Genomic DNA, 21064 nt, shown 5'->3' with positions numbered 1-21064 from the left:
GGCACAACCGCATGCGCGCACTGATGGTCACCGCGCTCGACGGTCCCCGGGCGCTCGCCGCGGTCGAGGTCGACGAACCCGTCGCGGACGAATCCGCGATCCTCGTCGAGGTTCACGCGGTCGGGGTGTCGTTCCCGGATCTGCTTCTCACCCAGGGCAGGTACCAGTACAAGCCGGAACTGCCGTTCGTCCCGGGCGGCGAGGTCGCCGGGATCGTGCGGTCAGCCCCTGACGGCAGCGGATATTCTCCGGGCGACCGGGTCGTCGGATTGACCGGTGTGGGCGGCGCGATGGCCGAAGTGGTCGCACTGCCGCCGGAGACGACGTTCTCCCTCCCGGACACGATTTCGATGGCCGCGGGAGCCGCCGTGCTGTTCAACTACCTCACCGTGCATTTCGCGCTGGTATGTCGTGGACGCCTCGAGGCGGGGGAGTCGGTGCTCGTCCAGGGTGCGGCTGGAGGCATCGGCACCGCCGGGGTCACACTGGCGCCTCACCTCGGCGCGTCGCGGACCATCGCGGTCGTCAGCAGTGAGGAGAAGGCGGAGTACGTGCGGAGTCTCGGCGCCTCCGACGTCGTGGCCACCGGGAACTGGCGGGACGAGGTCCTCGCGATCACCGACGGCCGCGGGGTGGACGTCGTGGTCGACCCGGTCGGGGGCGATCGATTCACCGACAGCGTCCGATCCCTGGCGACGGGCGGGAGGATTCTCGTGATGGGCTTCACCGGCCGGGACATCCCCTCGGTGAAAGTGAACCGACTGCTCCTGAAGAACGCGTCCGCAGTCGGAGTCGCGTGGGGCTCGTGGTGGGCCGAGGACCCCCAACGGCTGTCCGCGCAGTGGAGCGAATTGTGTCCCTTGCTCGCGTCTGGCGCGTTGACGATTCCGGAGCCGACCCGGTACCCGTTCGGAGCGGCAGCCGAGGCCCTGCTCGACCTCGAACACCGCCGAACCGTCGGGAAGAGTGTCCTCACCCTCCGGTGAGGCGGCTCCGCCGCCCGTGCGCGGTTGACGAGTGCCTGCACTCGTTAACCACTCACGGGCCGTAGGCCTAGGCTCTCCCTCATGGAAACCGAGTTCGTCCGCTGGACCGAGGAGGGCACCGAGCATTCGGCGGTGTGGCGGTCCACCAGCGGGGCGACGCCCCCGAAGAAGATCCGGGTGGCCGACGACTCGATGACCGCCGACGAGGCCTACCGCCTCGCGTGCGAGGGGACGGCGCTGCTGTGGCGTGGCGACTTCCACAACGCCCGCCAGCTCGGCACCGCCGTCGCCGCCCGCACCGACCGCAAGACCCGCAAGACGTCCACCGACCCCGCCACCGCGTTCCACCTGCACCGGCAGACGCAGTCGCGGCGGGCGGGGATCCTCGGGATGCTGCTGGTGCCGTTCGACGCCGACCAGACCGTCCCGCTGCGGCGCGCCCCCGACGTGCGGCAAGCGGTGCTCGAGGCGTACGGACCGACTGACCAGCCCACCGTCACCACCCTGCGCGACCTGCTCGGTGCGATCGGCGCCCACGAGTGGCAGAAGAAGGGCGTCGACATTCCGGCCCTCGGTGCGCGCATCCACCCCGCCTACGGCGTGTTCTCGCCGATTCGCGGCGAATACGTCGACCTCGTCGCCGACACCCCGCTGCCGTCGCACACGCAGGCGTTCGACATCGGCACCGGCACCGGTGTGCTGGCCGCCGTCCTCGCGCACCGCGGTGTCGAGAAGGTGATCGCGACCGAACTCGACGCGAATGCGCTCGCCTGCGCCCGGGCGAATCTGGACCGGCTCGGCTACGGCGGTCAGGTGCAGGTGGTGGAAACCGATCTGTTCCCCGAGGGCCGGGCACCGCTGGTCGTGTGCAACCCGCCGTGGATTCCCGCCCGTCCCACCTCGCCGATCGAGTACGCGATCTACGACCCGGACAGCCGGATGCTCCGCGGATTCCTGGGCGGCCTGGCCGAGCACCTCGAGCCCGGGGGAGAGGGCTGGCTCATCCTGTCCGACATCGCCGAGCACCTCGGACTGCGGACCCGCGAGGAATTACTGACCCTGATCGACGACGCCGGACTGACCGTCCTCGGACGCCGGGACGTGGCGCCCCGGCACGGCAAGGTCGCGGACCGCTCGGATGCGCTGCACGCCGCGCGCAAACGGGAAGTGACGTCGCTGTGGCGGCTCGGCGCGCGGGCCGCGCCGACCGGATAGCCCCGGAGTGATTCACTCGGACGCGCCCAACCCGACCATCGTCCCCGACGTCAGGTAGACCAGGCGGCTGCTCGACGCCGCGACGACGGGTGTGCTGCCCCACGAGTCGTCGTCGATCACGGTCTGCAGGGGGAGTACCCACAGTTCCTCGCCGGACCGGACGTTCTCGGCGCGCAGGACATCGGATTCCAGCAACACTGCGGTATCCCCCTCCGCGACGACGACGGTGCCGTACGAGTCGGAGTGTCGTTGCCACAACCGTTCTCCGGACCTCAGGTCGAGTGCGGCTTCCGTCTTGCCCTCGTAGTCGCGCAGCAATGCCACATCGCCCAGCACGGCCACGGCGGTGCCCTGCGTGGTGTTCGGGCCATACGACTCCGCAGTGTCGACACGTGGCGTCGATACGAGAGCGGGGCTCGTCCATCGCAGTTCGCCCGTCGTCCGGTCGTAGGCGCCGTCACCGAGAAGCACCGGAATCGTACTGTCGGCGGGGCGATCGACGGCGAGGGTGTGTGCGGCCTCCACATCCGATGCCGCGAGGACTCGACCGGTGCGATCGACGGCCTCGGAGCCCAGCACCTTGCTGAGGGTGCAGTCGCTGTGGACTCGGACGACCACCCCGCCCTCGGTGGCCCGGGCGGACTGCGTGCAGTCGGGCAGGGTGCGGGTAAACGTCGGTGTCCCGGTCGCGAGGTCGAACCCCGCCATCTCCCCGCCGAGTTCGAGCACACCCTGACCGTGCTCGGTGCTCATGAGGTGACCGAACGCGTCCTCCCACGCCGAGCCGAGGTCGAAGCGCTGCGACCAGCTCGCATCGGGGTCGGTGGGCACACCGCTGTGGACCTGGACGTCCTCGGATTCCGGGTCGCCCTCCATCACGTACAGCCAGTCGTCGGCAGCCGTCATCGCGAGGATCGTCCAGTCGGTGGGAGTGCGGGTCACGGAGCCGTTCTCGGTGTCGACCGCCAGGATGACGGGTGCGTCCTCGAAGGGAGTCGTGTAACAGACCATCCGCCCGGCAGCGAGGGTGTCGGCGCACCCGCCCAGCGACTCGACGGGCGTCTCCCAGCGCACCGATCCGGTGTCGGCGTCCACCCCGACCAACCGCGTCTCGTCCAGCCCCGACGTCTGCTGGTTCACCAGCCCGATCATGGTGACCAGCACCTGTCCGGCGTCGACGAATCCCGGCTCGCCCGAGTCGAATCCGCTGCCGTACACCGGGTTGCGGAAGACGGCGAACTGTCGATCGTAGGTGGCGGCCGCATCGAGCGACCACTCGGCGCCCGGTGCATCGGGCGACGCCTCCGGTGCGTCGGGGCCCACGAAACCGGTGAGCCCGGGGATGTTCACCTCCGGATACTCCGGTTCGTGCACGATCACGGTGGTGACGGCGCCGGCGACGATCACGACCGCCACGAGCGCTGCGGCCCAAAGATTTCGGGTGCTCGTGTCGAGTCCCATGTCGGCTACAGCTCCAGTCCGGGGGTCGTGGCCAGGGATTCGAGAAGCTCGTAGGGGAGCGGAGTGGCCGGCAGCGTGGAGGTCGAGCTGACCGACACCCGGGTACCCGACGGCCGTGTCAGTGTCACGTAACGGCCGGCCTCGTCGACGGTGGGTTCACCGGGCTCGGACGCCGCGGAGGTGTACCCGTCCCGTCGCTCCAATACGGAACCGTCCGGCAGTCGGGTGGCCTTCGCGGCCTGCGGGTCGTAGGACGGGTCGTACTTGTCCGGCTCGGGCGGAACGGTGTAGCCGCCCTCGATCGAGATCCGCAGAGTCCCCTCGGATCCTCGTGTGGTGACGTCGATGCTCTCACACACCGCGTTGTCGCTGTACTCGGCCAGTTGCAGCGACCCGAGCGGTCTCGACAGCGCGACGCGATGATCGCGCCACGCGTCGTCGAGCACGGCATTCAACCGGTCCAGATCGGCGCGGGTCAGCGCCGGTCCTTCGTCCTCGGAACCGTCCCCCGACCCGCATGCCGTCGGAGGAGGCGGGGTGCCCGGCGGAACCGGTGTGCTCACCCTCAGTTCGGGGCGCAGCACGATGGCGGTGAGTTCGTCGAGGCTCAGTGGGATGGTGCCGCTGTACTTCGCGCCGGGGTCGGCCTCGGCGAAGTTCTCGTCGGTGGCGTCGGCATGGATCCACGTGCCGTCCGGGAAGTAGCCGGCGACGCTCCGGGACAGGGTGCGGTGGCCGTCGTACTCGGACCACGTGTCGTCCGCATCCAGCACCGTGCCGTCGGGCAGCGTCGTGCGACGGTCGAGTTCGCCGGCCACGCACGGCGGAATCGGCCTGCCCGCCTTGCTGACCGACAACCACAGCGACCCGGGAGTCGAGTCCCGGAGCAGTGGTCCCCGGGCGCTGGTGACGCCGCCGAAGTCGTCCTCGACGTCCGGTGGCTGCTCGTACTCCGGAATCGGCTCGAACAGCAACGACTCCGTGGGGCTGACGAGGGGGATCTCCACGGCCTCCGGCAGGGCGTCGAGGACGGCGGCAGTCATGGCCGAGGCCTTGAGCGCCGAGAACCACGGGTAGCGCGGGTTGTCGTAACTCTGCTCACCTCCGACCCACATGGCGACGGTTTCCCCCTCCGACGGCGGTTCCACCGTCGCACAACCGGGAATGTCGACGGGATACTCGACCGTCGGGGTGACGTACGACGGGGCTCCGGCGGGACTGTCCGCGTTGAGGTCGACGGTCGCCGGGCCGGATCCGGAATCGAGCAGTCCCGCGACGATCACCCCGCACGCCATGATCGACACCACGACGAGTCCCGTCGTCCAGCGGTCCTTGCGCCTGTCCGCGCCGTCGCCCATGTGCCCCCACCCGTGTCGCAGGCGCTCACCCCGAACGAAGGAGCATCCGAAGTCCTAGTCGTCACGGTTGCGAGCAGCGTTACCGCCCGTGAGTGGTTGACGAGTCCCTGGACTCGTTAACCGCGCACGGGCGCGGAGCGCCTACCGGCCCTGCGGATACGGGAGATGGCCGCTGCTGTTCTCGTTGACGAGGACGGCCCGGCCCAGTTGCGGGAAGGCGCGTTGCGCGCACGCGGGCCGGTCGCACACCTTGCAGCCCGCGCCGATCGGGACGACCGTGCTCGGGTCGTCCGTCTGGATTCCGCGTGAATAGACCAGCCGATCGGCGTACCCGATGTCGCAGCCGAGGCCGATCGCGAAATTGCGTTCCGGGGCGAGATATCCCAGACCGCCGCTGTGGGTGGTGCGCGCGATCCACAGGTAGGCGCGCCCGTCGGGCATCTTCGACACCTGCGTGAGGATCCTCCCCGGACTCGCGAACGCCTCGTGGACCACCCACAGCGGGCAGCTGCCGCCCACCCGGGAGAAGTGGAACGCTGTGGCGGACTGTCGCTTCGAGATGTTCCCGGCGCGGTCGGTGCGGGCGAAGAAGAACGGGACGCCGCGTTGACCCGGCCGTTGCAGCGTCGACAGCCGGTGACAAAATCGTCTCGAACCCCACCTCGAACTTCAGGCTCAGCAGGTCGATGTCGTAGTGGAGCGATTCGGCGGCACCCAGGAACAGCGTATACGGCAGGATCAGCGCCCCGGCGAAGTAGTGAGCCAACCCGATTCGCGCGAGCGCGGCGGATTCGGCGGTCAGCGACTCGTCCTCCGCGACGATCGCGTCGATCGTCTCCGACTGCGTGAAGAACGCCACCTGCATCGCGATCTGGAATGCGCGCTGACCGGCGGAGAGCCGACGGGCAGCGTCAGCATTCCCGCCTCGGCGTCGTAAAGCCGCTTGGGGCCCAGCTGATCCGGTTAGTCGGTGCGGATGCGCACCGTCACCCCGTGCCGGTCGCGGAGGATGCGGGCCAACTGGAGGTCCAGCGCGCCGATCGACAGTCCGTTGCCCCTGAACATCTCCTCGGCGGCGGCGGCGTCGTCGAGGCGGCCGATATGGTTGCGCCGATCTTAGAGGAAGTCCCGCACCTCCTCGTAGGGCATCGGAACGTGCGCCGGGTCCGGCGCCGCGTCCCCGGAGATCTGCGCCGAGAACTGGTCGAGCTGATCGGTGGTCGCCCGCAACCGGCGGTGCAGCGTCACGAGCGTGCGCCCCACGGCGGGCATCCGGGCGACGAGTTCGTCGATCTCCGCCAACGACACGGGACTGTTCCGATGAGCGGGCTGATCGCCGCGGCCACGTCGGCGGCGGACAAGTGGAAAGCATTCCGGGCCGGGCTCGACTCGGGCACGCTGCAACGTCTGCCCGGAGCGTTCAACCCGTTGGTGGCCAAACCGATCCAGGGGATCGGCTTCGAGGGCGTGTACGTCTCAGGCGCCGTCGTCTCCGCGGATCTCGCCCTGCCCGACATCGGGCTGACCACTCTGACCGAGGTCGCGGGACGGGGGCAGCAGATCGCCCGCGTCACCGACCTGACGGTCCTGATCGACGCCGACACCGGGTTCGGGGAACCGATGAGCGCGGCGTGCACCGTCACCGTCCTCGACACCACCGCCATCTCCAAGGTGGTGCCGGAGACCAATTCGCTGACCTACCGGGGCTACGCGGTGCAGGACCTGGCAGCGCACTGCAGCTTCGAGGAGGTGGCGTATCTGCACTGGTACGGCGAACTCCCTACCCTGCGCAACTGGAACTACTCTGCCAGCGTGAGCGGGCGGCACGCCGGGTCGACCGCTCCCTGCTGCCACTGCTGGCGAAGATGCCCGACAACTGCCACCCCATGGACGTGGTGCGCACGGCGATCAGCTACTCGGCGCGGAAGACCCGGCGGGGGACGACAATTCGCCGTCCGAGAACCTCGCGAAGGCGCTGCGCATGACGGCGGTGCTGCCCACGATCGTGACCGCAGACATCCGGCGCAGGCGCGGACAGGACCCGATCGCACCGCACTCGCACCTGGGGTTCGCGGAGAACTTTCTGAACATGTGCTTCGGGGACGTGCCCGATGCGGCCGTCGTCACAGCGTTCGAGGTGTCGCTGATCCTGTATGCGGAGCACAGTTTCAACGCGTCCACGTTCGCGGCCCGCGTGGTGACGTCGACACTGTCCGACATCTACAGTGCGGTCACCGCGGCGATCGGGGCGTTGAAGGGTCCGCTGCACGGCGGCGCCAACGAGGCCGTCATGCACGACATGCTCGAGATCGGCGAGCCCGACCGCGCCGAGGAGTGGCTGCTGGGCAAACTCGCTGCCAAGGAGAAGGTGATGGGTTTCGGTCACCGGGTCTACAAGAACGGTGACTCGCGGGTGCCGACGATCAAGGCGGCACTGCTCGACATCGCCGCCGCCACCGGCGGCGAGAAGTGGATGCGGATGTACGACATCCTGGAGAAGACGATGGCCGGCGCCACCGGGATCGCGCCGAATCTCGACTTCCCGACCGGTCCGGCGAACTACCTGACGGGATTCGACGTGGAAATGTTCACGCCGATGTTCGTGATGAGCCGGATCACCGGGTGGACCGCCCACATCATCGAGCAGGGCGCGTCGAACAGTTCGATTCGCCCGCTCAGCGAGTACTCGGGTGTCCCCCAGCGCTCCGTCGTCGCCTGACGGCTTGTGCGCCTTTGTGGTTGCTGCCGCTACCAGAAAGGCGCACGGGCGCTAGTGGTGTGTCTCTGATTTAGCTGATCTTTTCGAGTGCGACGCGGCCGCGGGCGACCTTGGCGAGGATGGATTCGGCGGTCGCGGTCCATTCGTAGGGTCGGGGGTTTTCGTTGTGGGCGTCGAGGTATTCCTCGATCGAGGCGATGAGGTGCGGTACGGAGTGAAAGACCCCGCGTCGCAGAGCTTTATCGGTCAGCTCTCGGAACCAACGTTCGACGAGGTTGAGCCATGAGGAGGAGGTGGGAGTGAAGTGCAGGTGGAACCGTGGATGCTTGTCGAGCCAGGCCCGGACCTTCTCGTGTTTGTGGGTGGCGTAGTTGTCCAGGATCAGGTGGATTTCCAGGTCCTTGGGCACCTCACGGTCGATGGTTCGCAGAAATCGCAGGAACTCCTGATGGCGGTGGCGCGGCAGGCACTGGCCGATCACGGTGCCGGTGAGGACGTCGAGCGCGGCGAACAAGGTGGTGGTGCCGTGACGCTTGTAGTCGTGGGTCATCGTCTCGCCGCGGCCCTTGATCATCGGGAGCGAGGCCTGCGTCCGGTCGAGGGCCTGCACCGACGACTTCTCGTCCGCGCACAACACGATCGCCCGCTCGGGCGGGTTCAGATACAGACCGACGACGTCGACGAGCTTGTCCTCGAATCGCGGATCATTCGACAGCTTGAACGTCTCGACCCGGTGCGGCTTGAGTCCACGAGCGGACCACACGCGCTGGACCGTGTCCTTCGAGACTCCGACATACTCGGCCATCGTCCGGCAACTCCAATGAGTCTCGCCTTTCGGGCGGTAGTTCTGCGTCAGGTCCACGATCTCGTCGATCTTCTCCTGCGGGATCGAGGGCTTGCGACCTCGACCCTTGCGCACCTCGCCCAACCGCGCCATGCCATCTTCAGCGAACCGTGTCCGCCAGTTCGCCACCGATCCCGGCGATACCGACAACGCCTGCGCGATAGCCGTGTTGGCCACACCCTCGGACGCCATCAACAGCGCCTTGGCCCGCACCACCTCCCGGTGCGCACCCGTCTGCGACCGCGCCAACGACTCGAGCACAACACGCTGCCCATCGGAAATCTGCAAAGCGGGTACCGGATTCCTCATGCACGGATTCTATCGAATCAATCCATATTTATTTGCGAGACACACCACTAGCGCTTCTTGACGTGCGAGACGATTTCCGGATCGCTCTGTCCGTTCGTCTTCATCTTCTTGTCGGCGCGCTTCTCCTTCAGCGACTTACCGGATTTCTTCGACATGGAATTGCGGGGCGATTTGTCAGCCATGGACCATCCCTGAATGCGGAACCTGGACGGCTCCGATAGTGCTGACAGTACGCCACATCCCGGGAAACCCGGATCGATCGTCGAAAGGGCGGCTTCTAGGACGACGGATCGTCGAACAGGGTCTGCTCCTCGGGATTGGTGAACAGTCCCATCTGCTCGGGCCGTGGCTTGGTGTCGGGAGCGCCCGTCGTCGGTGGCAGCACGACGGTCCGGAGGGCGTGGCGGAGGGCGCCGACGATGCGCTCCCACTGGTCGGCGGACGCGTCGTCGGTCTCCCGCAACCGGGACACCCAGGCGGTGCCGGTGTCCAGGAGCACGAGGATCCGATCGCGGTCGTGACCGCAGACGTCGGCGACGACAGCCGGATCGGTGTCGCTTCCGGGCCCGGGGTCGAGATGGAACAGCGTCTGAAGTTCCTTCGGCAGGTCGGTCGACGACATCCGGCTCTCGGTGCCAGGCGACGCGTCCGGTTCGGGTTCCTCGTCGGGGCCGGAGTCGCGGTTGAAGAACAGTTCGCCACCGAACCGCGACGCGAACTCGTTGTCGACGGTGCGCAGGAAATCGGAGAACGCCTTGCAGCTGTCGGTGAGGTGCTGCGGGACGAACGGGTTGCCCGACACTTCCAGGAACGCCGACAACCGGTCGTCGACCAGCACGAACTTGATCCGCGACCACGTGCGGTTGAGGTCGGCGGTGACCTCGGCGGCCCGGGTGCGGTCGCTGATGTCGTGCACCAGCGGCGCGAACAGTTGCACGTCGACGGTGTCGGCGAGCGGGCCGACGAACAGGATGGTGTTGCCCATCCGGATCGGGACGTCGCCGTCCGGGTCGCGTTCGGGCAGCAGCCCGAGCATCGGGACCAACGCGAGTGTGATCAGTTCGTGGAGGTGCTCGACGTCGCGCGGGACCACGGCGGCTGCGGGGTCGAGCTGCGCGACCAGCGGTGGCCGCACCGCAACCGGGTCGAACGTGGCCTCGGGATCCGTACTCGACGTCTCGGTGCTCAGGAACGCGGGATGGGTGATTCCCCAGACGTCGCGGAACGCGGCCACGGCCATCGCGGCCAGCTGATCCGACCACGACAGTTTCTTGTCGACGTAGAACGCGGGGGAGCCGTCGTCGGGTTCGTCGTCCGGACCGCGGGTCGGCCGGTTCCAGCCCAGCTCGGTGAGGTACGTCTGTTCGGCCTCGGTCAGTGCGCGGTCGGGGTGCAGGTAATGGTTCGACGGCACCTCGCAGCGCACCGTGTCCCCGTCCCACACGACGAACTGGATGCACGGCATCAGCCCCTGGGATTCGTCGAGCTCCTCGAACCCCGATTCGAGGACCAGAAGGTCCTCGTCCTGCATCGCTGCCAGATAGTCCGCGAGGCGCCGCTGGAACTCGGCCCAGTCGCGGTTCACGCTCGAATCCAGATCGAAGTCCTGCATGTCTGCTCCGTCCGGGTCGACCACGAGTCACCTACTTCCGCTCTATACGGTAGCGGCGATCGCCGAGACCGCAGCGCAGGAGGGGGTGGCGGGCTCAGACGGGGTGACCGGCCGCGATCCGTCCGGTCAGCCGGGTGACGGCGTCGAGGAGGTGCCACGACGTGCCCGGTTCCACCGCCACGGCGGTGTCGCCCCACACGAGGTACCGGCCGTCGCCCTCGATGTCCCGCCACGCCAGACCGCCGACGGGGCGTGGTGAGTGCCGCGAGCCGCGGACGACGGTGACGACCCCCTGGCTCGTCGAGGGCCTGTCGAGGATCCGGGCTGCCCGTGTGCTCCCGGCCGGTGTCGGCGGGACCACGATGCCCGCCGCCGTGCCCGCGTCGGTGTCGGGGAGCTGAGCGATCAGCTGCCGGCCGACGTCGTACGGTTCGCAGCTCCGGATCACCACTTCGGCGCCCGGATGCTGCATCGCCGCGATCCCGTGCCCGCGTGCCAGGGCGCCCGTCATGCGGATCGAGGTACCGCCGTCCGCACCTGCCGAACCGGAGATCTCGATCCGGAGGTCGGGTTCGGCGAGCACCAGCAGCGCCGACCCGAGCGGGTCGTGTTCGGGGCCGGAGAAGTCGGCGCGGATCCGACGCTGCTCCGCCGCGTACTCGTCGGCGGTGGCCAGCGTGCTCGTGACCTTGAACGGATACGGAATGCGGTCCTGTCCGGTCAGTGCCCACAACGCCGAGAACTGCGGACCGCTCAACACCCAGTGCCCCACGTCTATTCGCCGATCACCGCGGGTGTGACGAGGGGCAGTTTCCCGACGAGTTCGCTTTCCTCGTCGATGCTTTCGAGGTAGGTCGGGGGTTCCGCCTCGTCCTCCCGGGCGGCGGGCAGGACCGGGCCGCCCGGCCGCTCGGGGGTGATCGTCCGGTGAGCGGACACGATGCTGCGCGCGTACTGCGCCACCCCGCCGCCGACGGCCCCGGCCAGCGCCGCACCCGCGATCGAACCCGGCGCGGCCTGGGCGGTCGCCGGCGAGTCTTCGAGCGGCACCTCGCCGCTCCTGCGGTGCTCATTGCGCGGGACGGAATCGGATTCGGGCTCGGCCACCTGCTGATCGCTGGGTATGCCGTGCACCCCGTTCGGTCCGATGTCGAAGCCCACCGGCTGACCGTGGGCCGTTGCCGCGGCGTGGGTCGCGGCGAGGCCGGCAGCGGGGAGTTGTTCGTCCGCAACGCGATACGCCGAGGTGTAGAGGTTGTCCATGGCGGCCTTCGCGTTCTGTTCCGCGGCATCGGCGTCGGCTTCCGCGGTCCAGTTGACGGGCAGCACCCGGGTCCAGTCGGCCGGGTGGTCGCCGGGCCTGCCGACCGCGCCGCGCACCGCTTCGGCTCCGGCCGTCGCGTGCCGCAACGCATCGCCCACATCGGTGAACCGGCCACCGACCTGCCCGGCGCGGGCGGCGTAGTCGTCGAGTGAAGAAGCCACCGCGGTCGCGGTCGGCCCACGCCAGCCGGTGTCGACCGCGGCCCGGGTCGCGTCGTGGAACGCGGTCACCGACTCCTGGAATCGCCGTCCGAGGTCGTCCCAGGCCGCGGCGACCGCACCGGACTCGGCGGGCCTCAGCGCGTCGACCGCACTCCTGATGGCGTGGTGATCCCACTCGCCCGACCGAAAATTCTCCCCGCCATTCATCCCGACCTCCGATACTGGACACTCACGGTCCCGGAGTGGACCCCCCAATCCGGCGGGAAGCCACCTTACCGACTGCTGCTCTCGGAAAGGCTCGGGTGAGCGTCAGCCCCGCGGTCTGGTGGTGACGGGCGGGATGGTGATCACCGGACGCGTCGTCGTCGTAGTGGTGGTGACCGGCGGCAGCGTCGGCTCCGCGGGTGCCGCGGACGGCGGGGCGGCGATCCGGGGCACGGACTGCTCGGTCGTCGCGATCACGGGAGGCCGGGTGACGGGTGTGGTGACCGGGGCCAGGCTGATCGTCGGCGGAGGCGGCGCGACCGTGGTCCGGACCGGCGGAGGCGGGGCGGGGGTCGTCGAGGGCGCGGGCGGCGGCGCCGTGGTCACCGGCGCCGGTTCGGTGGTGAGCGTGACGGCCCGCGGGGTGGTGAGGTCGGCCATCTGCCAGGTGGGGGTCGGCGGGACGAACACCTGGAAGGTGGCCGGTGCGGCGCTGTAGGGCCCGGCGGCTTGCAGGCCCTCCGACGTCAGCGGCGGTGGCGCGACTGCCGGCCCGCGGTTGCCGAACGCGCCGCCCGCGGCGCCGATCATCAGGCCGGAGACCGCCGACACGGTGGCAATCGCGAGTGCCCCGATCGCTACAGTCCTGTCGTCCATGCGCTACCCGTCCTCGGCGTGCAAATGCGTCCACCATAGAGGGCGGTGCCGCCTGCTGCCGCATGTGTCCGGAAGGTAAGTCGTCGGGGCGGGTTCGCTGGATGGTTGCCGGGGTTCGGCGCACGCTGACGAGAACCCTTGTTCGGACGAGCCGGTCAGCCGACGATCGAGCGGTGTCCATACCGCTCCGACCGGGGGTAACGATGTCTCTACTCGACTGGTTGTTCCGCCGCCCGCTGTCCGAACGAACCGGGGCGGCCGTCGTCGCGTCGGCGATGCTGTTCGCTTCGTGAGCCGGCTCGAGATCGACGCCGACGTCCTCGTCCTCGGCGGCGGACCCGCCGGAACGTGGGCGGCACTGGCGGCGGCCCGGGACGGCGCGCGGGTCGTCCTCGCCGACAAGGGGTACTGCGGCACCAGCGGTCCCACCGCGTCGGGCGGCAACAACCTGTGGAATGTCCCGCCCGGGCCGGCACGCGAACGGTCGGTGCAGGCTCGCTTCGAGGACGGCGGCAGGCTGTCGGAGCCGGCCTGGATGTACCGGGTCCTCGAGGAGACCCACCACCGGGTGGACGAACTGGCAGGCGCCGGCTACCGGTTTCCGTCCGGCGACGACGGCCGGGAGGTGCGCACCAGCCTGCAGGGGCCGGAGTACATGCGTCGGATGCGCAGGCGCGTGCACCGCGCCGGGGTCACCATCCTCGACCACAGCCCCGCCCTGGAACTGCTCACCACCGGTGACGGCGTCGTGTCCGGTGCCGCGGGTCTGCAACGGCAGAACGGATACGCGCCGTGGTCGGTGCGCGCCGGGGCAGTGGTCGTCGCGACCGGCGGCTGCGCCTTCATGTCCGGAAGCTTCGGGACGAACGTCGACACCGGCGACGGACTGCTGATGGCCGCCGAGGTCGGGGCATCGTTCTCGGGCATGGAATTCTCGACGGCCTACGCGCTGGCACCGGCGTGGAGTGGCCACACCAAGGGTTTGATGATGCAGTTCGCCACCTACTACGACGCGGACGGTCGGACGCTGGGCGACGGCGGCTTCTCCGCACGCGGCGCCGCGATGGCGCACCTCGCCGCCGGCCGCCCCGTGTATGCGCGACTGGACCGGGCCAGACCCGACATTCGCGCAGCCATGCGCACCTCGCAACCGAACTACTTTCTGCCGCTGGACAAGGCGGGCATCGACCCGTTCACGCAGAAGTATCCCGTGCGAGCCGTATTGGAGGGTACGGTGCGCGGAACCGGCGGCATCCGGGTCGCCGGCACCGACTGCGCCAGCGACGTTCCCGGCCTGTTCGTGGCGGGCGACGCGGCAACCCGGGAGCTCATCACCGGCGGTCGCAGCGGCGGCGGCAGCCACAACGGGGCGTGGGCCATCTCCTCGGGGACGTGGGCCGGCGCGGGTGCCGCCCGGTTCGCGCGGACGCGTCCCGTCCCCGACAGGGTGCGCGGCGCGGGCGCGGCGGGACTGCGCGGACCGTCGGCCCGCCGGCAGGCGTCGCGCTCCATCGTCGGACTGGTGCAGGAGCACACCCTGCCGCTGCGACGCAGCTACCGGCGCAGCGCGACGAGCCTGCAGGACAGCGTGACCGCCCTCGACGAGGCCTGGTCGGGTGCCGCCGATCTGCTCGGCGGCACCGAACGGGAGCTGCTGCAGGCACGTTCGGCCGCCGCGATGCTCGCCGTCGCGCGGTGGTCGACGCACTCCGCGCTGGCGCGGACCGAGACCAGGGGAATGCACGTGCGCACCGACCTGCCCGACACCGATCCGGCGCAGACCCGTCGACTGCTGTCGGGCGGACTGGGCGAGGTGTGGGTGCGGCCGGAACACGGAACCGCCGAGGCCCGGACGGTCGCGTCGTGATCGAGGTCGTCGTCGCCGACCGCTGCGTGCAGTGCGACATCTGCATCAAGGTCTGCCCGACGGACGTCTTCCGCCGCGGCACGGACGGGGTTCCCGTCGTCGCGCATCAGGAGGACTGTCAGACATGCTTCATGTGTGAAGCGAATTGTCCGACCGACGCGCTGTATGTCGCGCCGTTCGACACCCCGGTTCCCGAGGACTCGACGCACACCGACGCCGAGGGTTTGGCGGAGTCCGGGGCGCTCGGCGCCTACCGCGCCGTGATCGGGTGGGGTGGCCGTCGCACGCCGGGGTCCACGCTCGACCGGAACCACCTCTTCACCCCGTGAGTACTTGTCAACGTCCGGGGCGGTTAAGAAGTACTCACGGGTGTGGCCTTGCGGATGAACCGGCCGATCTCGCGGATGGCGCGGGTGCCCTCGGGGAGCAGTCCGGCGGCGGCCTGGAAGACGTGCACCTGCCGTTCCCACACCTGCAGTTCGCACGGCACACCCGCCTGGGACAGCCGCTCGGACATCAGTTCCGCGTCGACGTAGACCATTTCCTGCGAGCCGGTCTGGATCAGCGCCGGCGGCATGGCGGCGAGGGAGCCGTCCACGGGTGACGTGGACGGCTCGTGCCCGCCCCTGGTGTCCAGCCTTTCGATCAGCCTGGACAGGGCACCGACCGCGCGTTTGGGGAAGACAGCGCAGAGGTCGGCGTTGGGATGGGCCAGCTTGTTCACCGGATCGAGGTCGGTCAGCGGCGACAGCGCGACGTCGGCGGCGGGACGCGGCAACCCCTGGCGCAGCGCTTCGAGCGTCACCATGAACGTCAGGAACCCGCCCGCCGAGTCGCCGGCGATGACGATCCGGTCTGCGGTGTAGCCGTGCGAGAGCAGCCACCGGTACCCGTCGACACCGTCCTCGACGGCCGCCCGGATGGGATTCCGCGGGATCATCCGGTACGCGACGTTCAGCGTCGACGCCTGCGACTCCGCCGAGATCCGGGACACCATCTGGCGGTGGGAGTTGATCCCGCAGCACAGGAACGCCCCGCCGTGGAGGTAGAGGATCGCCCGGTCGCCGAGCTCACCCGGCGGCCGGATCCATTCGGCGCGGCAGTGCGGCAGCCGGATGGGCCTGCGCACGGTTCCGCGGATGGGACCGAGCGAGTACCCGAACAGGTCGACGACTCCCGTGGGCCACGGCAGTTCGGGGTAGCGCGCCCACCCGTCCAGGAACGGCCGGACCGTGCGTCGGAGTGTGTGGGCGAGGGCCGTCGACTGCAGGCTGGCTCCGGCGAACTCCCGCCGCGTCACCGGGAGGGGTGACGGGCAGAATTCGTAAGTCGCAGTGCTCATTGCCTGCCTCCGATCCGGCCTCGGTGCCCGTCGACTTGCTTCCTTTAGGTTTTCCACCTCTTTGCGCCGTACGGTCTACATCGAAGTTGGTCGCACGGACGCTACGCCCGACGTAGCATCCAGACGGAAGTCGTAATGGGATAGTGACCGAGCGGGGGTGAACGTCCAGGTGGGGATCATGCCGGTTACCGATTCGATATTCCTTCTCGGCGAATCGCGAGAGCATCCGATGCACGTGGGATCGCTCGAATTGTTCACACCGCCGGAGGATGCCGGCCCCGACTACGTGAAGTCGATGCACGAAACATTGCTCGAGCACACGGACGTCGACCCCGCCTTTCGGAAGAAACCTGCGGGCCCCGTCGGCAGTCTCGGGAACCTGTGGTGGGCCGACGAGTCGGACGTCGATCTCGAATACCACGTGCGTCATTCGGCGCTGCCGGCCCCGTATCGGGTCCGGGAACTGCTGACGCTGACGTCTCGGTTGCACGGCACGCTCCTGGACCGTCATCGCCCGCTGTGGGAGATGTATCTGATCGAGGGTCTCAGCGACGGCCGGTTCGCGATCTACACCAAGCTGCACCACTCGCTGATGGACGGGGTCTCCGGTTTGCGGCTGCTGATGCGGACGCTGTCGACCGACCCGGACGTGCGTGACGCACCGCCGCCGTGGAACCTGCCGCGCAGGGCGTCGGCCAACGGTGCCGCCCCCGCCCCCGACCTCTGGTCGGTGATGAACGGGGTCCGCCGCACGGTCGGTGAGGTGGCCGGTCTCGCGCCTGCGTCGCTGCGCATCGCCCGCACCGCGATGGGGCAGCACGACATGAGGTTTCCGTACGAGGCGCCCCGCACCATGCTGAACGTCCCGATCGGTGGCGCGCGCCGGTTCGCCGCGCAGTCCTGGCCGCTCGAACGCGTCCACGCCGTCCGGAAGGTGGCGGGGGTCAGTGTCAACGACGTCGTGATGGCCATGTGCGCCGGGGCGTTGCGGGGGTATCTGGAGGAACAGAACGCGCTGCCCGACGAGCCGCTGATCGCGATGGTTCCGGTGTCGCTGCGCGACGAGCAGCAGGCCGACGCCGGCGGCAACGCGGTGGGGGTCACGTTGTGCAACCTGGCGACGGACGTCGACGACCCGGCCGAGCGCCTGACGGCGATCTCCGCCTCCATGTCCCAGGGGAAGGAGCTGTTCGGCAGCCTCACCTCGATGCAGGCGCTGGCGTGGTCCGCGGTCAACATGTCGCCGATCGCTCTGACACCGGTGCCGGGGTTCGTCCGCTTCACGCCGCCGCCGTTCAACGTGATCATCTCCAACGTCCCGGGACCGCGGAAGACCATGTACTGGAACGGGTCCCGGCTGGACGGCATCTACCCGACGTCGGTGGTGCTGGACGGGCAGGCACTCAACATCACGCTCACCACAAACGGCGGCAACCTCGATTTCGGTGTCATCGGGTGCCGTCGGTCGGTGCCGAGCCTGCAGCGCATCCTCTTCTATCTCGAGACTGCTCTGGGTGAGCTCGAGGCGGCATTGCTCTGAGGCGCGGCCTGTTTCAGTGCCGGGCCGACTCCTGCTCGACGAGTGCTCGCCGCGACTCCTCGTGGAGCACCCCGAGCAGTTCGTGTTCGACGTCCGCGAACTCGGGCGACGTCATCATCGACAGTTCGCGGGGACGGGGCAGTCCCACCGTCACCTCGCGCCGCACGGTGGCGGGCCGCGCGGACAGCACGACCACCCGGTCCGACAGGTAGACGGCCTCCCGGATGTCGTGGGTGATCATCAGGACGGTCCACCGGTAGCGCTGCCACACATCCTGCAGCCAGGTCTGCATCTCGGTGCGGGTCAACGAATCCAGGGCGCCGAACGGCTCGTCGAGCAGCAGCACCGGACGGTCCTGGACGACGGTCCGCAGCATCGCGGCCCGTTGCCGCATCCCGCCGGACAGCTGGCTGGGACGGGCGTCCTCGAACCCGCCGAGACCGAACACGGAGAATAATTCCCGGGCCTTGTCCCGCGCCTGTTTCCGGGGCACGCCCTGCACCTCGAGTCCGAGGGTGGTGTTGTCGAGGACGGTGCGCCACGGGAACAGCAGGTCCTTCTGCGGCATGTACGCGCATTTCGCGGGGCCTCTCCCCGCGGGACGCACCGGTTCGCCGCCGATCGTGACGGTGCCGGAGTCGGGTTGGTCGAGACCGGCGAGCATGGAGAACGCGGTGCTCTTCCCGCACCCGCTGGGGCCGATCACCGACACGAACTCACCCGGTTCGACGGTGAACGAGACGTCGTCGAGGACGGGCCGGATGCCGCCGCGGACCGGGAATCCCTTGCTCAGGCCGGACAGTGCGACGCGCGCGGTCTCACTCATGCCGGGCCCTCTCGTTCTTGATCCACGGGGCGACGACACGCTCGACCGCGAAGGTGAGCAGGTAGAGGCTGACGCTGATCACGGCGGTCACGAGCACCGCCGCCAGCACGAGGTCGGTGCGGAAGGAGTTCTTCTGCGTCGCCATGTAGATGCCGAGACCGGACGTGGCCCCGACGTATTCGGCGAACACGGCACCCACCACGGCGTACGTGATGCCGATGCGCAGGGCCGTGAAGAACCGGGGGATCGCCGACGGAAGCCGCACGTAGCGGAATTCCTGCCACCGTGAGGCGCCCATGCTGCGCAACAACGCGCCCGCCTCCCGGTCGGCCGCGGCGAAACCCTCGATCAGTCCGATCGTCATCGGGAAGAACGTGGCGAGGGCGATCACGAGAATCTTCGGCAGCAGACCGAATCCGAACCAGATGATCATCAGCGGCGCGATCGCGATGATCGGCAGCGTCTGCGACACGACGAACAGTGGAACGAACGCGCGTCGCAGCCACGGGGAGAAGTCCACGAGCACCGCGAGGGCCCACGCGAAGAGCAGGGAGACGGCGAACCCGATCAGCGTCACCTGCAGTGTCGCGGAGGCGTGACCGGAGATGGCGTCCCGCGCCCGCCAACCCTGCTGGACCACCCGCAGCGGCGACGGCAGCACCTGCGGCCGGATATCGCTGACCGTCACGTACACCTGCCACGCGACGACCAGCAGTGCCACGACCACGACCGCGGGCAGCACCCGCCGCAGCAGCGGGGAGGTGCCCGGGGCCGTAGTGCGCAGACTCGGGTCAGGGCTGAGTGAGGTACTCATTGGTGAAATACGTCGACCAGTCGGGTTCCGTGGTCAGCGGTGCCCCGTCGGGGCCGGTGAGCAGGCCGTGCTTGAACAGGAAACCGGAGTACCCCGCCCACTGCTCGGCCGTCTGGGTCCCGACCTTGCCGGAACTGTCCTTCATGTACTCGGAGGACAGCATCTGCTGGCTCTCCCGCACGAGGGACTCGTCGGTGAAGGCGCCGGGGTTGGCGTCGATCAGGATCTGCGCGGCCTCGTCCGGCCGGTCGGCGGCGAACTGGTATCCGCGCTGCAGGGCCTGGACGAACTTGCGGGCCTGCTCGGGATGGTCGGCCATCCATTGCTCGTTGCCCTCGATGACGAGCGCGTACGCATCCGGGAAGCCGTAGTCGGTGTAGTGGAAGTAGCGCATCGGGGTGCCCTGGTGCTCGGCCTCGATGCCCTCCCAGCCGAAGAACGAGACGGTGAAGTCGGCGGTGCCGGAGTACACGGCCTCGTACGCCGAGGTGCCGAGCGTGACGGTGGTGAATTCGCCCTTGCCGCCGTCGTTCCGGATGATCTGCTTCAGCGTCTCCTCGCCGTCCGGATCCGCGAACCCGGCGTAGATCTTGCCGTCCAGATCCCGGGGGCGGGTGATGTCGGCGCGATCCGCCTTCACCGCGATGCCCGTCGCCCAGTGCTGCAGCGGAGCCATCACCGACGTGGTCTGTGCGCCCGCGGCCTTCGAGAACGTCGCGGAACTCTGGAAGCTCACCCCGAACTCCGCGTTACCGGCGTCGACCAGGGTGTCGGGCGAGGTGTCGTTGTAGGGCAGCACCTGCACATCGAGGCCGGCGTCCGCGAACCAGCCTTCCTGCTGGGCGACGAACAGGCCGGTGTGGTTGGTGTTCGGTGTCCAGTCGAGTGCGAACCGGATGGTGTCGCCGGACTGCGAGTCACCGGCGCAACCGGTGAGCAGCGACAGGGCGGAGACCAGGACGATGGCTGCGGTGGCAGCGCGCTTGGTACGAGAGAAGAGTGTCACGACGCCGGCCATTCCTGCTTGTTGAGAGCGGTGTCCCAGAACATGAGTTCGTAGCGGCTGGCGATCACGAACGCCTCCGTCATCGCCTCGCGCTGGGCGTCGGTCGCGGCCTCGGCCGCGGCATCCACGAGTTCGCGGGCCCTCGCGACGGCGGCGTGGAACTCCTCCGCGTCGTAGGTGGTCACCCACTGTGCGTACGGGTGCGACGGGTCGGCGGAAAGCACCTCGCGGGCGCTCGCCGCGAGCCGGTGCCCGACGTCGGCGTAGATCCAGAAGCAGGGCAGCACCGCCGCGGCGGCCACCGCGTACGGCTCGGTGGCGGCGACGGCCGTCAGGTAGGAGATGTACCCGAGGCAGGCCGGCGAATGCAGCGGCTCCACGTCCGACTCGGGGAGTTGTCCGCTGGTCAGCAGATTCTGGTGCAGCGTGGCCTCGACCGTGGCGGCCTCGGCGGCCGAACCCGCCCAGAAGCCGGCCTCGACCGGGCCCGGCGCGTGCGCGGCCACCAGTGAGAGGGCCTTCGCGTACCCGGTCAGGTACAGGAAATCCTGCTCGATGTACGTGCGGAACACGTCCAGCGGCAGCGTTCCGTCGCCGAGGCGGCGCAGGAACTCGAGTTCGTCGATCGCCTCGCGCAGCACCTTGGTCCGGTCCCACAAGTGGTCCGTGAATCGGGCGTGCTGGCCGGCGCCGGCAGCATCTTGGACAGAGCTATTCACAACGTTGACATCCCTTCGTCAGCATTACCTGAGCAGGTTCCCGGGTGTGTTCTCAGCCCCGCCCGTGCGGAGCACCCCGTGTCAGAACAAGCCGACCCTA

Annotated in this window: 19 protein-coding genes, 3 pseudogenes and 1 riboswitch; of the genes and pseudogenes, 8 read left to right on the top strand and 14 right to left on the bottom strand. The window is 69.0% G+C overall.

Annotated features, from left to right (window positions below; genetic code table 11):
• Positions 1–11 precede the first annotated feature (11 nt).
• Positions 12–986: an NADPH:quinone oxidoreductase family protein gene (locus RHA1_RS07860; RefSeq protein ID WP_050787467.1), complete on the top strand. Its 975-nt coding sequence runs from the start codon at positions 12–14 to the stop codon at positions 984–986.
• Positions 987–1067: 81 nt separating this feature from the next.
• Positions 1068–2201: a methyltransferase gene (locus RHA1_RS07855; RefSeq protein ID WP_009474301.1), complete on the top strand. Its 1134-nt coding sequence runs from the start codon at positions 1068–1070 to the stop codon at positions 2199–2201.
• Between the two features lie 12 nt (positions 2202–2213).
• Here RHA1_RS07855 and RHA1_RS07850 read toward each other — a convergent pair whose 3' ends face one another.
• From RHA1_RS07850 to RHA1_RS51660, 3 genes and pseudogenes are all read right to left on the bottom strand, one after another.
• Positions 2214–3662: an outer membrane protein assembly factor BamB family protein gene (locus RHA1_RS07850; RefSeq protein WP_011594568.1), complete on the bottom strand. Its 1449-nt coding sequence runs from the start codon at positions 3660–3662 to the stop codon at positions 2214–2216.
• 5 nt (positions 3663–3667) lie between these two features.
• Positions 3668–5020, bottom strand: coding sequence for a hypothetical protein (locus RHA1_RS07845; protein ID WP_011594567.1), 1353 nt, complete (start codon positions 5018–5020; stop codon positions 3668–3670).
• A 141-nt stretch (positions 5021–5161) separates the two neighbouring features.
• A pseudogene (locus tag RHA1_RS51660) lies at positions 5162–6328 on the bottom strand (helix-turn-helix domain-containing protein); the annotation flags it as partial.
• Between the two features lie 12 nt (positions 6329–6340).
• On the opposite strand from RHA1_RS51660, the pseudogene RHA1_RS51655 reads away from it, so the two are divergent.
• The 3 genes and pseudogenes from RHA1_RS51655 to RHA1_RS07835 form a co-directional block, all read left to right on the top strand.
• A pseudogene (locus RHA1_RS51655) lies at positions 6341–6688 on the top strand (isocitrate lyase/phosphoenolpyruvate mutase family protein); the annotation flags it as partial.
• Positions 6689–6691: 3 nt separating this feature from the next.
• Positions 6692–6847: pseudogene (locus tag RHA1_RS53960) on the top strand (citrate/2-methylcitrate synthase); the annotation flags it as partial.
• Between the two features lie 49 nt (positions 6848–6896).
• Positions 6897–7739: a citrate/2-methylcitrate synthase gene (locus tag RHA1_RS07835; RefSeq protein WP_518525574.1), complete on the top strand. Its 843-nt coding sequence runs from the start codon at positions 6897–6899 to the stop codon at positions 7737–7739.
• A 70-nt stretch (positions 7740–7809) separates the two neighbouring features.
• Here the strand turns inward: RHA1_RS07835 and RHA1_RS07830 are convergent, their stop codons facing one another.
• From RHA1_RS07830 to RHA1_RS07810, 6 genes are all read right to left on the bottom strand, one after another.
• Positions 7810–8892 (bottom strand): IS630-like element ISRjo2 family transposase, encoded by a 1083-nt coding sequence (locus RHA1_RS07830; RefSeq protein ID WP_011594561.1) that lies wholly within the window; start codon positions 8890–8892, stop codon positions 7810–7812.
• A gap of 47 nt (positions 8893–8939) precedes the next feature.
• Positions 8940–9074 carry a hypothetical protein gene (locus RHA1_RS52865; RefSeq protein WP_005254130.1) on the bottom strand — a complete coding sequence of 45 codons (135 nt, stop codon included), beginning with the start codon at positions 9072–9074 and terminating at the stop codon, positions 8940–8942.
• A gap of 95 nt (positions 9075–9169) precedes the next feature.
• The gene (locus RHA1_RS07825) at positions 9170–10528 is read right to left on the bottom strand and encodes a T3SS (YopN, CesT) and YbjN peptide-binding chaperone 1 (RefSeq protein WP_050787261.1); all 1359 of its coding nucleotides are present in this window, start codon (positions 10526–10528) and stop codon (positions 9170–9172) included.
• A gap of 70 nt (positions 10529–10598) precedes the next feature.
• On the bottom strand, positions 10599–11264 hold the full coding sequence (locus tag RHA1_RS07820) for an ESX secretion-associated protein EspG (protein WP_011594559.1): 666 nt from the start codon (positions 11262–11264) through the stop codon (positions 10599–10601).
• A gap of 14 nt (positions 11265–11278) precedes the next feature.
• Complete coding sequence (locus RHA1_RS07815; RefSeq protein ID WP_009474292.1) at positions 11279–12196, bottom strand: PPE domain-containing protein; 918 nt, start codon at positions 12194–12196, stop codon at positions 11279–11281.
• Positions 12197–12298: 102 nt separating this feature from the next.
• Positions 12299–12850 carry a hypothetical protein gene (locus RHA1_RS07810; protein WP_009474291.1) on the bottom strand — a complete coding sequence of 184 codons (552 nt, stop codon included), beginning with the start codon at positions 12848–12850 and terminating at the stop codon, positions 12299–12301.
• Between the two features lie 289 nt (positions 12851–13139).
• Here RHA1_RS07810 and RHA1_RS07805 point away from each other — a divergent pair, with 289 nt between their 5' ends.
• Complete coding sequence (locus tag RHA1_RS07805) at positions 13140–14717, top strand: FAD-binding protein (RefSeq protein WP_011594558.1); 1578 nt, start codon at positions 13140–13142, stop codon at positions 14715–14717.
• Complete coding sequence (locus tag RHA1_RS07800) at positions 14714–15046, top strand: 4Fe-4S dicluster domain-containing protein (protein WP_009474288.1); 333 nt, start codon at positions 14714–14716, stop codon at positions 15044–15046. Before RHA1_RS07805 ends, RHA1_RS07800 begins: the two co-directional genes overlap by 4 nt.
• A gap of 23 nt (positions 15047–15069) precedes the next feature.
• Here RHA1_RS07800 and RHA1_RS07795 read toward each other — a convergent pair whose 3' ends face one another.
• A complete protein-coding gene (locus RHA1_RS07795; protein ID WP_011594557.1) occupies positions 15070–16059 on the bottom strand; it encodes an alpha/beta hydrolase in 990 nt (329 codons plus the stop codon).
• Positions 16060–16237: 178 nt separating this feature from the next.
• Between RHA1_RS07795 and RHA1_RS07790 the strand changes: the two genes are divergently transcribed.
• Positions 16238–17599: a WS/DGAT/MGAT family O-acyltransferase gene (locus RHA1_RS07790; protein ID WP_011594556.1), complete on the top strand. Its 1362-nt coding sequence runs from the start codon at positions 16238–16240 to the stop codon at positions 17597–17599.
• Positions 17600–17612: 13 nt separating this feature from the next.
• Here the strand turns inward: RHA1_RS07790 and RHA1_RS07785 are convergent, their stop codons facing one another.
• From RHA1_RS07785 to RHA1_RS07770, 4 genes are all read right to left on the bottom strand, one after another.
• A complete protein-coding gene (locus RHA1_RS07785) occupies positions 17613–18425 on the bottom strand; it encodes an ABC transporter ATP-binding protein (protein WP_011594555.1) in 813 nt (270 codons plus the stop codon).
• On the bottom strand, positions 18418–19239 hold the full coding sequence (locus RHA1_RS07780) for an ABC transporter permease (RefSeq protein WP_009474284.1): 822 nt from the start codon (positions 19237–19239) through the stop codon (positions 18418–18420). Before RHA1_RS07780 ends, RHA1_RS07785 begins: the two co-directional genes overlap by 8 nt.
• Positions 19217–20257, bottom strand: a complete 1041-nt coding sequence (locus RHA1_RS07775) for an ABC transporter substrate-binding protein (RefSeq protein WP_016883041.1) — start codon at positions 20255–20257, stop codon at positions 19217–19219. Before RHA1_RS07775 ends, RHA1_RS07780 begins: the two co-directional genes overlap by 23 nt.
• A complete protein-coding gene (locus RHA1_RS07770) occupies positions 20242–20964 on the bottom strand; it encodes a TenA family protein (protein WP_011594553.1) in 723 nt (240 codons plus the stop codon). Before RHA1_RS07770 ends, RHA1_RS07775 begins: the two co-directional genes overlap by 16 nt.
• A riboswitch (TPP riboswitch) is annotated at positions 20958–21053 on the bottom strand. It overlaps the preceding gene by 7 nt.
• Positions 21054–21064 lie beyond the last annotated feature (11 nt).

This window comes from Rhodococcus jostii RHA1, assembly GCF_000014565.1.
In the GTDB taxonomy this organism is placed as follows: Bacteria; Actinomycetota; Actinomycetes; order Mycobacteriales; family Mycobacteriaceae; genus Rhodococcus_F; species Rhodococcus_F jostii_A.
Note: the sequence above shows the minus strand (reverse complement) of the source record. Positions and strands in the feature narration are given on the sequence as shown.

Bases quoted from the DNA above. Each gene is read 5' to 3' on its own strand.
- RHA1_RS07855 (WP_009474301.1), top strand. From the start codon at position 1,068: ATGGAAACCGAGTTCGTCCGCTGGACCGAGGAGGGCACCGAGCATTCG.
- RHA1_RS07810 (WP_009474291.1), bottom strand. From the start codon at position 12,850: ATGGACGACAGGACTGTAGCGATCGGGGCACTCGCGATTGCCACCGTG.
- RHA1_RS07780 (WP_009474284.1), bottom strand. From the start codon at position 19,239: ATGAGTACCTCACTCAGCCCTGACCCGAGTCTGCGCACTACGGCCCCG.
- RHA1_RS07830 (WP_011594561.1), bottom strand. From the start codon at position 8,892: ATGAGGAATCCGGTACCCGCTTTGCAGATTTCCGATGGGCAGCGTGTT.
- RHA1_RS07815 (WP_009474292.1), bottom strand. From the start codon at position 12,196: ATGAATGGCGGGGAGAATTTTCGGTCGGGCGAGTGGGATCACCACGCC.
- RHA1_RS07860 (WP_050787467.1), top strand. From the start codon at position 12: ATGCGCGCACTGATGGTCACCGCGCTCGACGGTCCCCGGGCGCTCGCC.
- RHA1_RS07845 (WP_011594567.1), bottom strand. From the start codon at position 5,020: ATGGGCGACGGCGCGGACAGGCGCAAGGACCGCTGGACGACGGGACTC.
- RHA1_RS07795 (WP_011594557.1), bottom strand. From the start codon at position 16,059: ATGAGCACTGCGACTTACGAATTCTGCCCGTCACCCCTCCCGGTGACG.
- RHA1_RS07775 (WP_016883041.1), bottom strand. From the start codon at position 20,257: ATGGCCGGCGTCGTGACACTCTTCTCTCGTACCAAGCGCGCTGCCACC.
- RHA1_RS07785 (WP_011594555.1), bottom strand. From the start codon at position 18,425: ATGAGTGAGACCGCGCGCGTCGCACTGTCCGGCCTGAGCAAGGGATTC.
- RHA1_RS07790 (WP_011594556.1), top strand. From the start codon at position 16,238: ATGCCGGTTACCGATTCGATATTCCTTCTCGGCGAATCGCGAGAGCAT.
- RHA1_RS52865 (WP_005254130.1), bottom strand. From the start codon at position 9,074: ATGGCTGACAAATCGCCCCGCAATTCCATGTCGAAGAAATCCGGTAAG.
- RHA1_RS07850 (WP_011594568.1), bottom strand. From the start codon at position 3,662: ATGGGACTCGACACGAGCACCCGAAATCTTTGGGCCGCAGCGCTCGTG.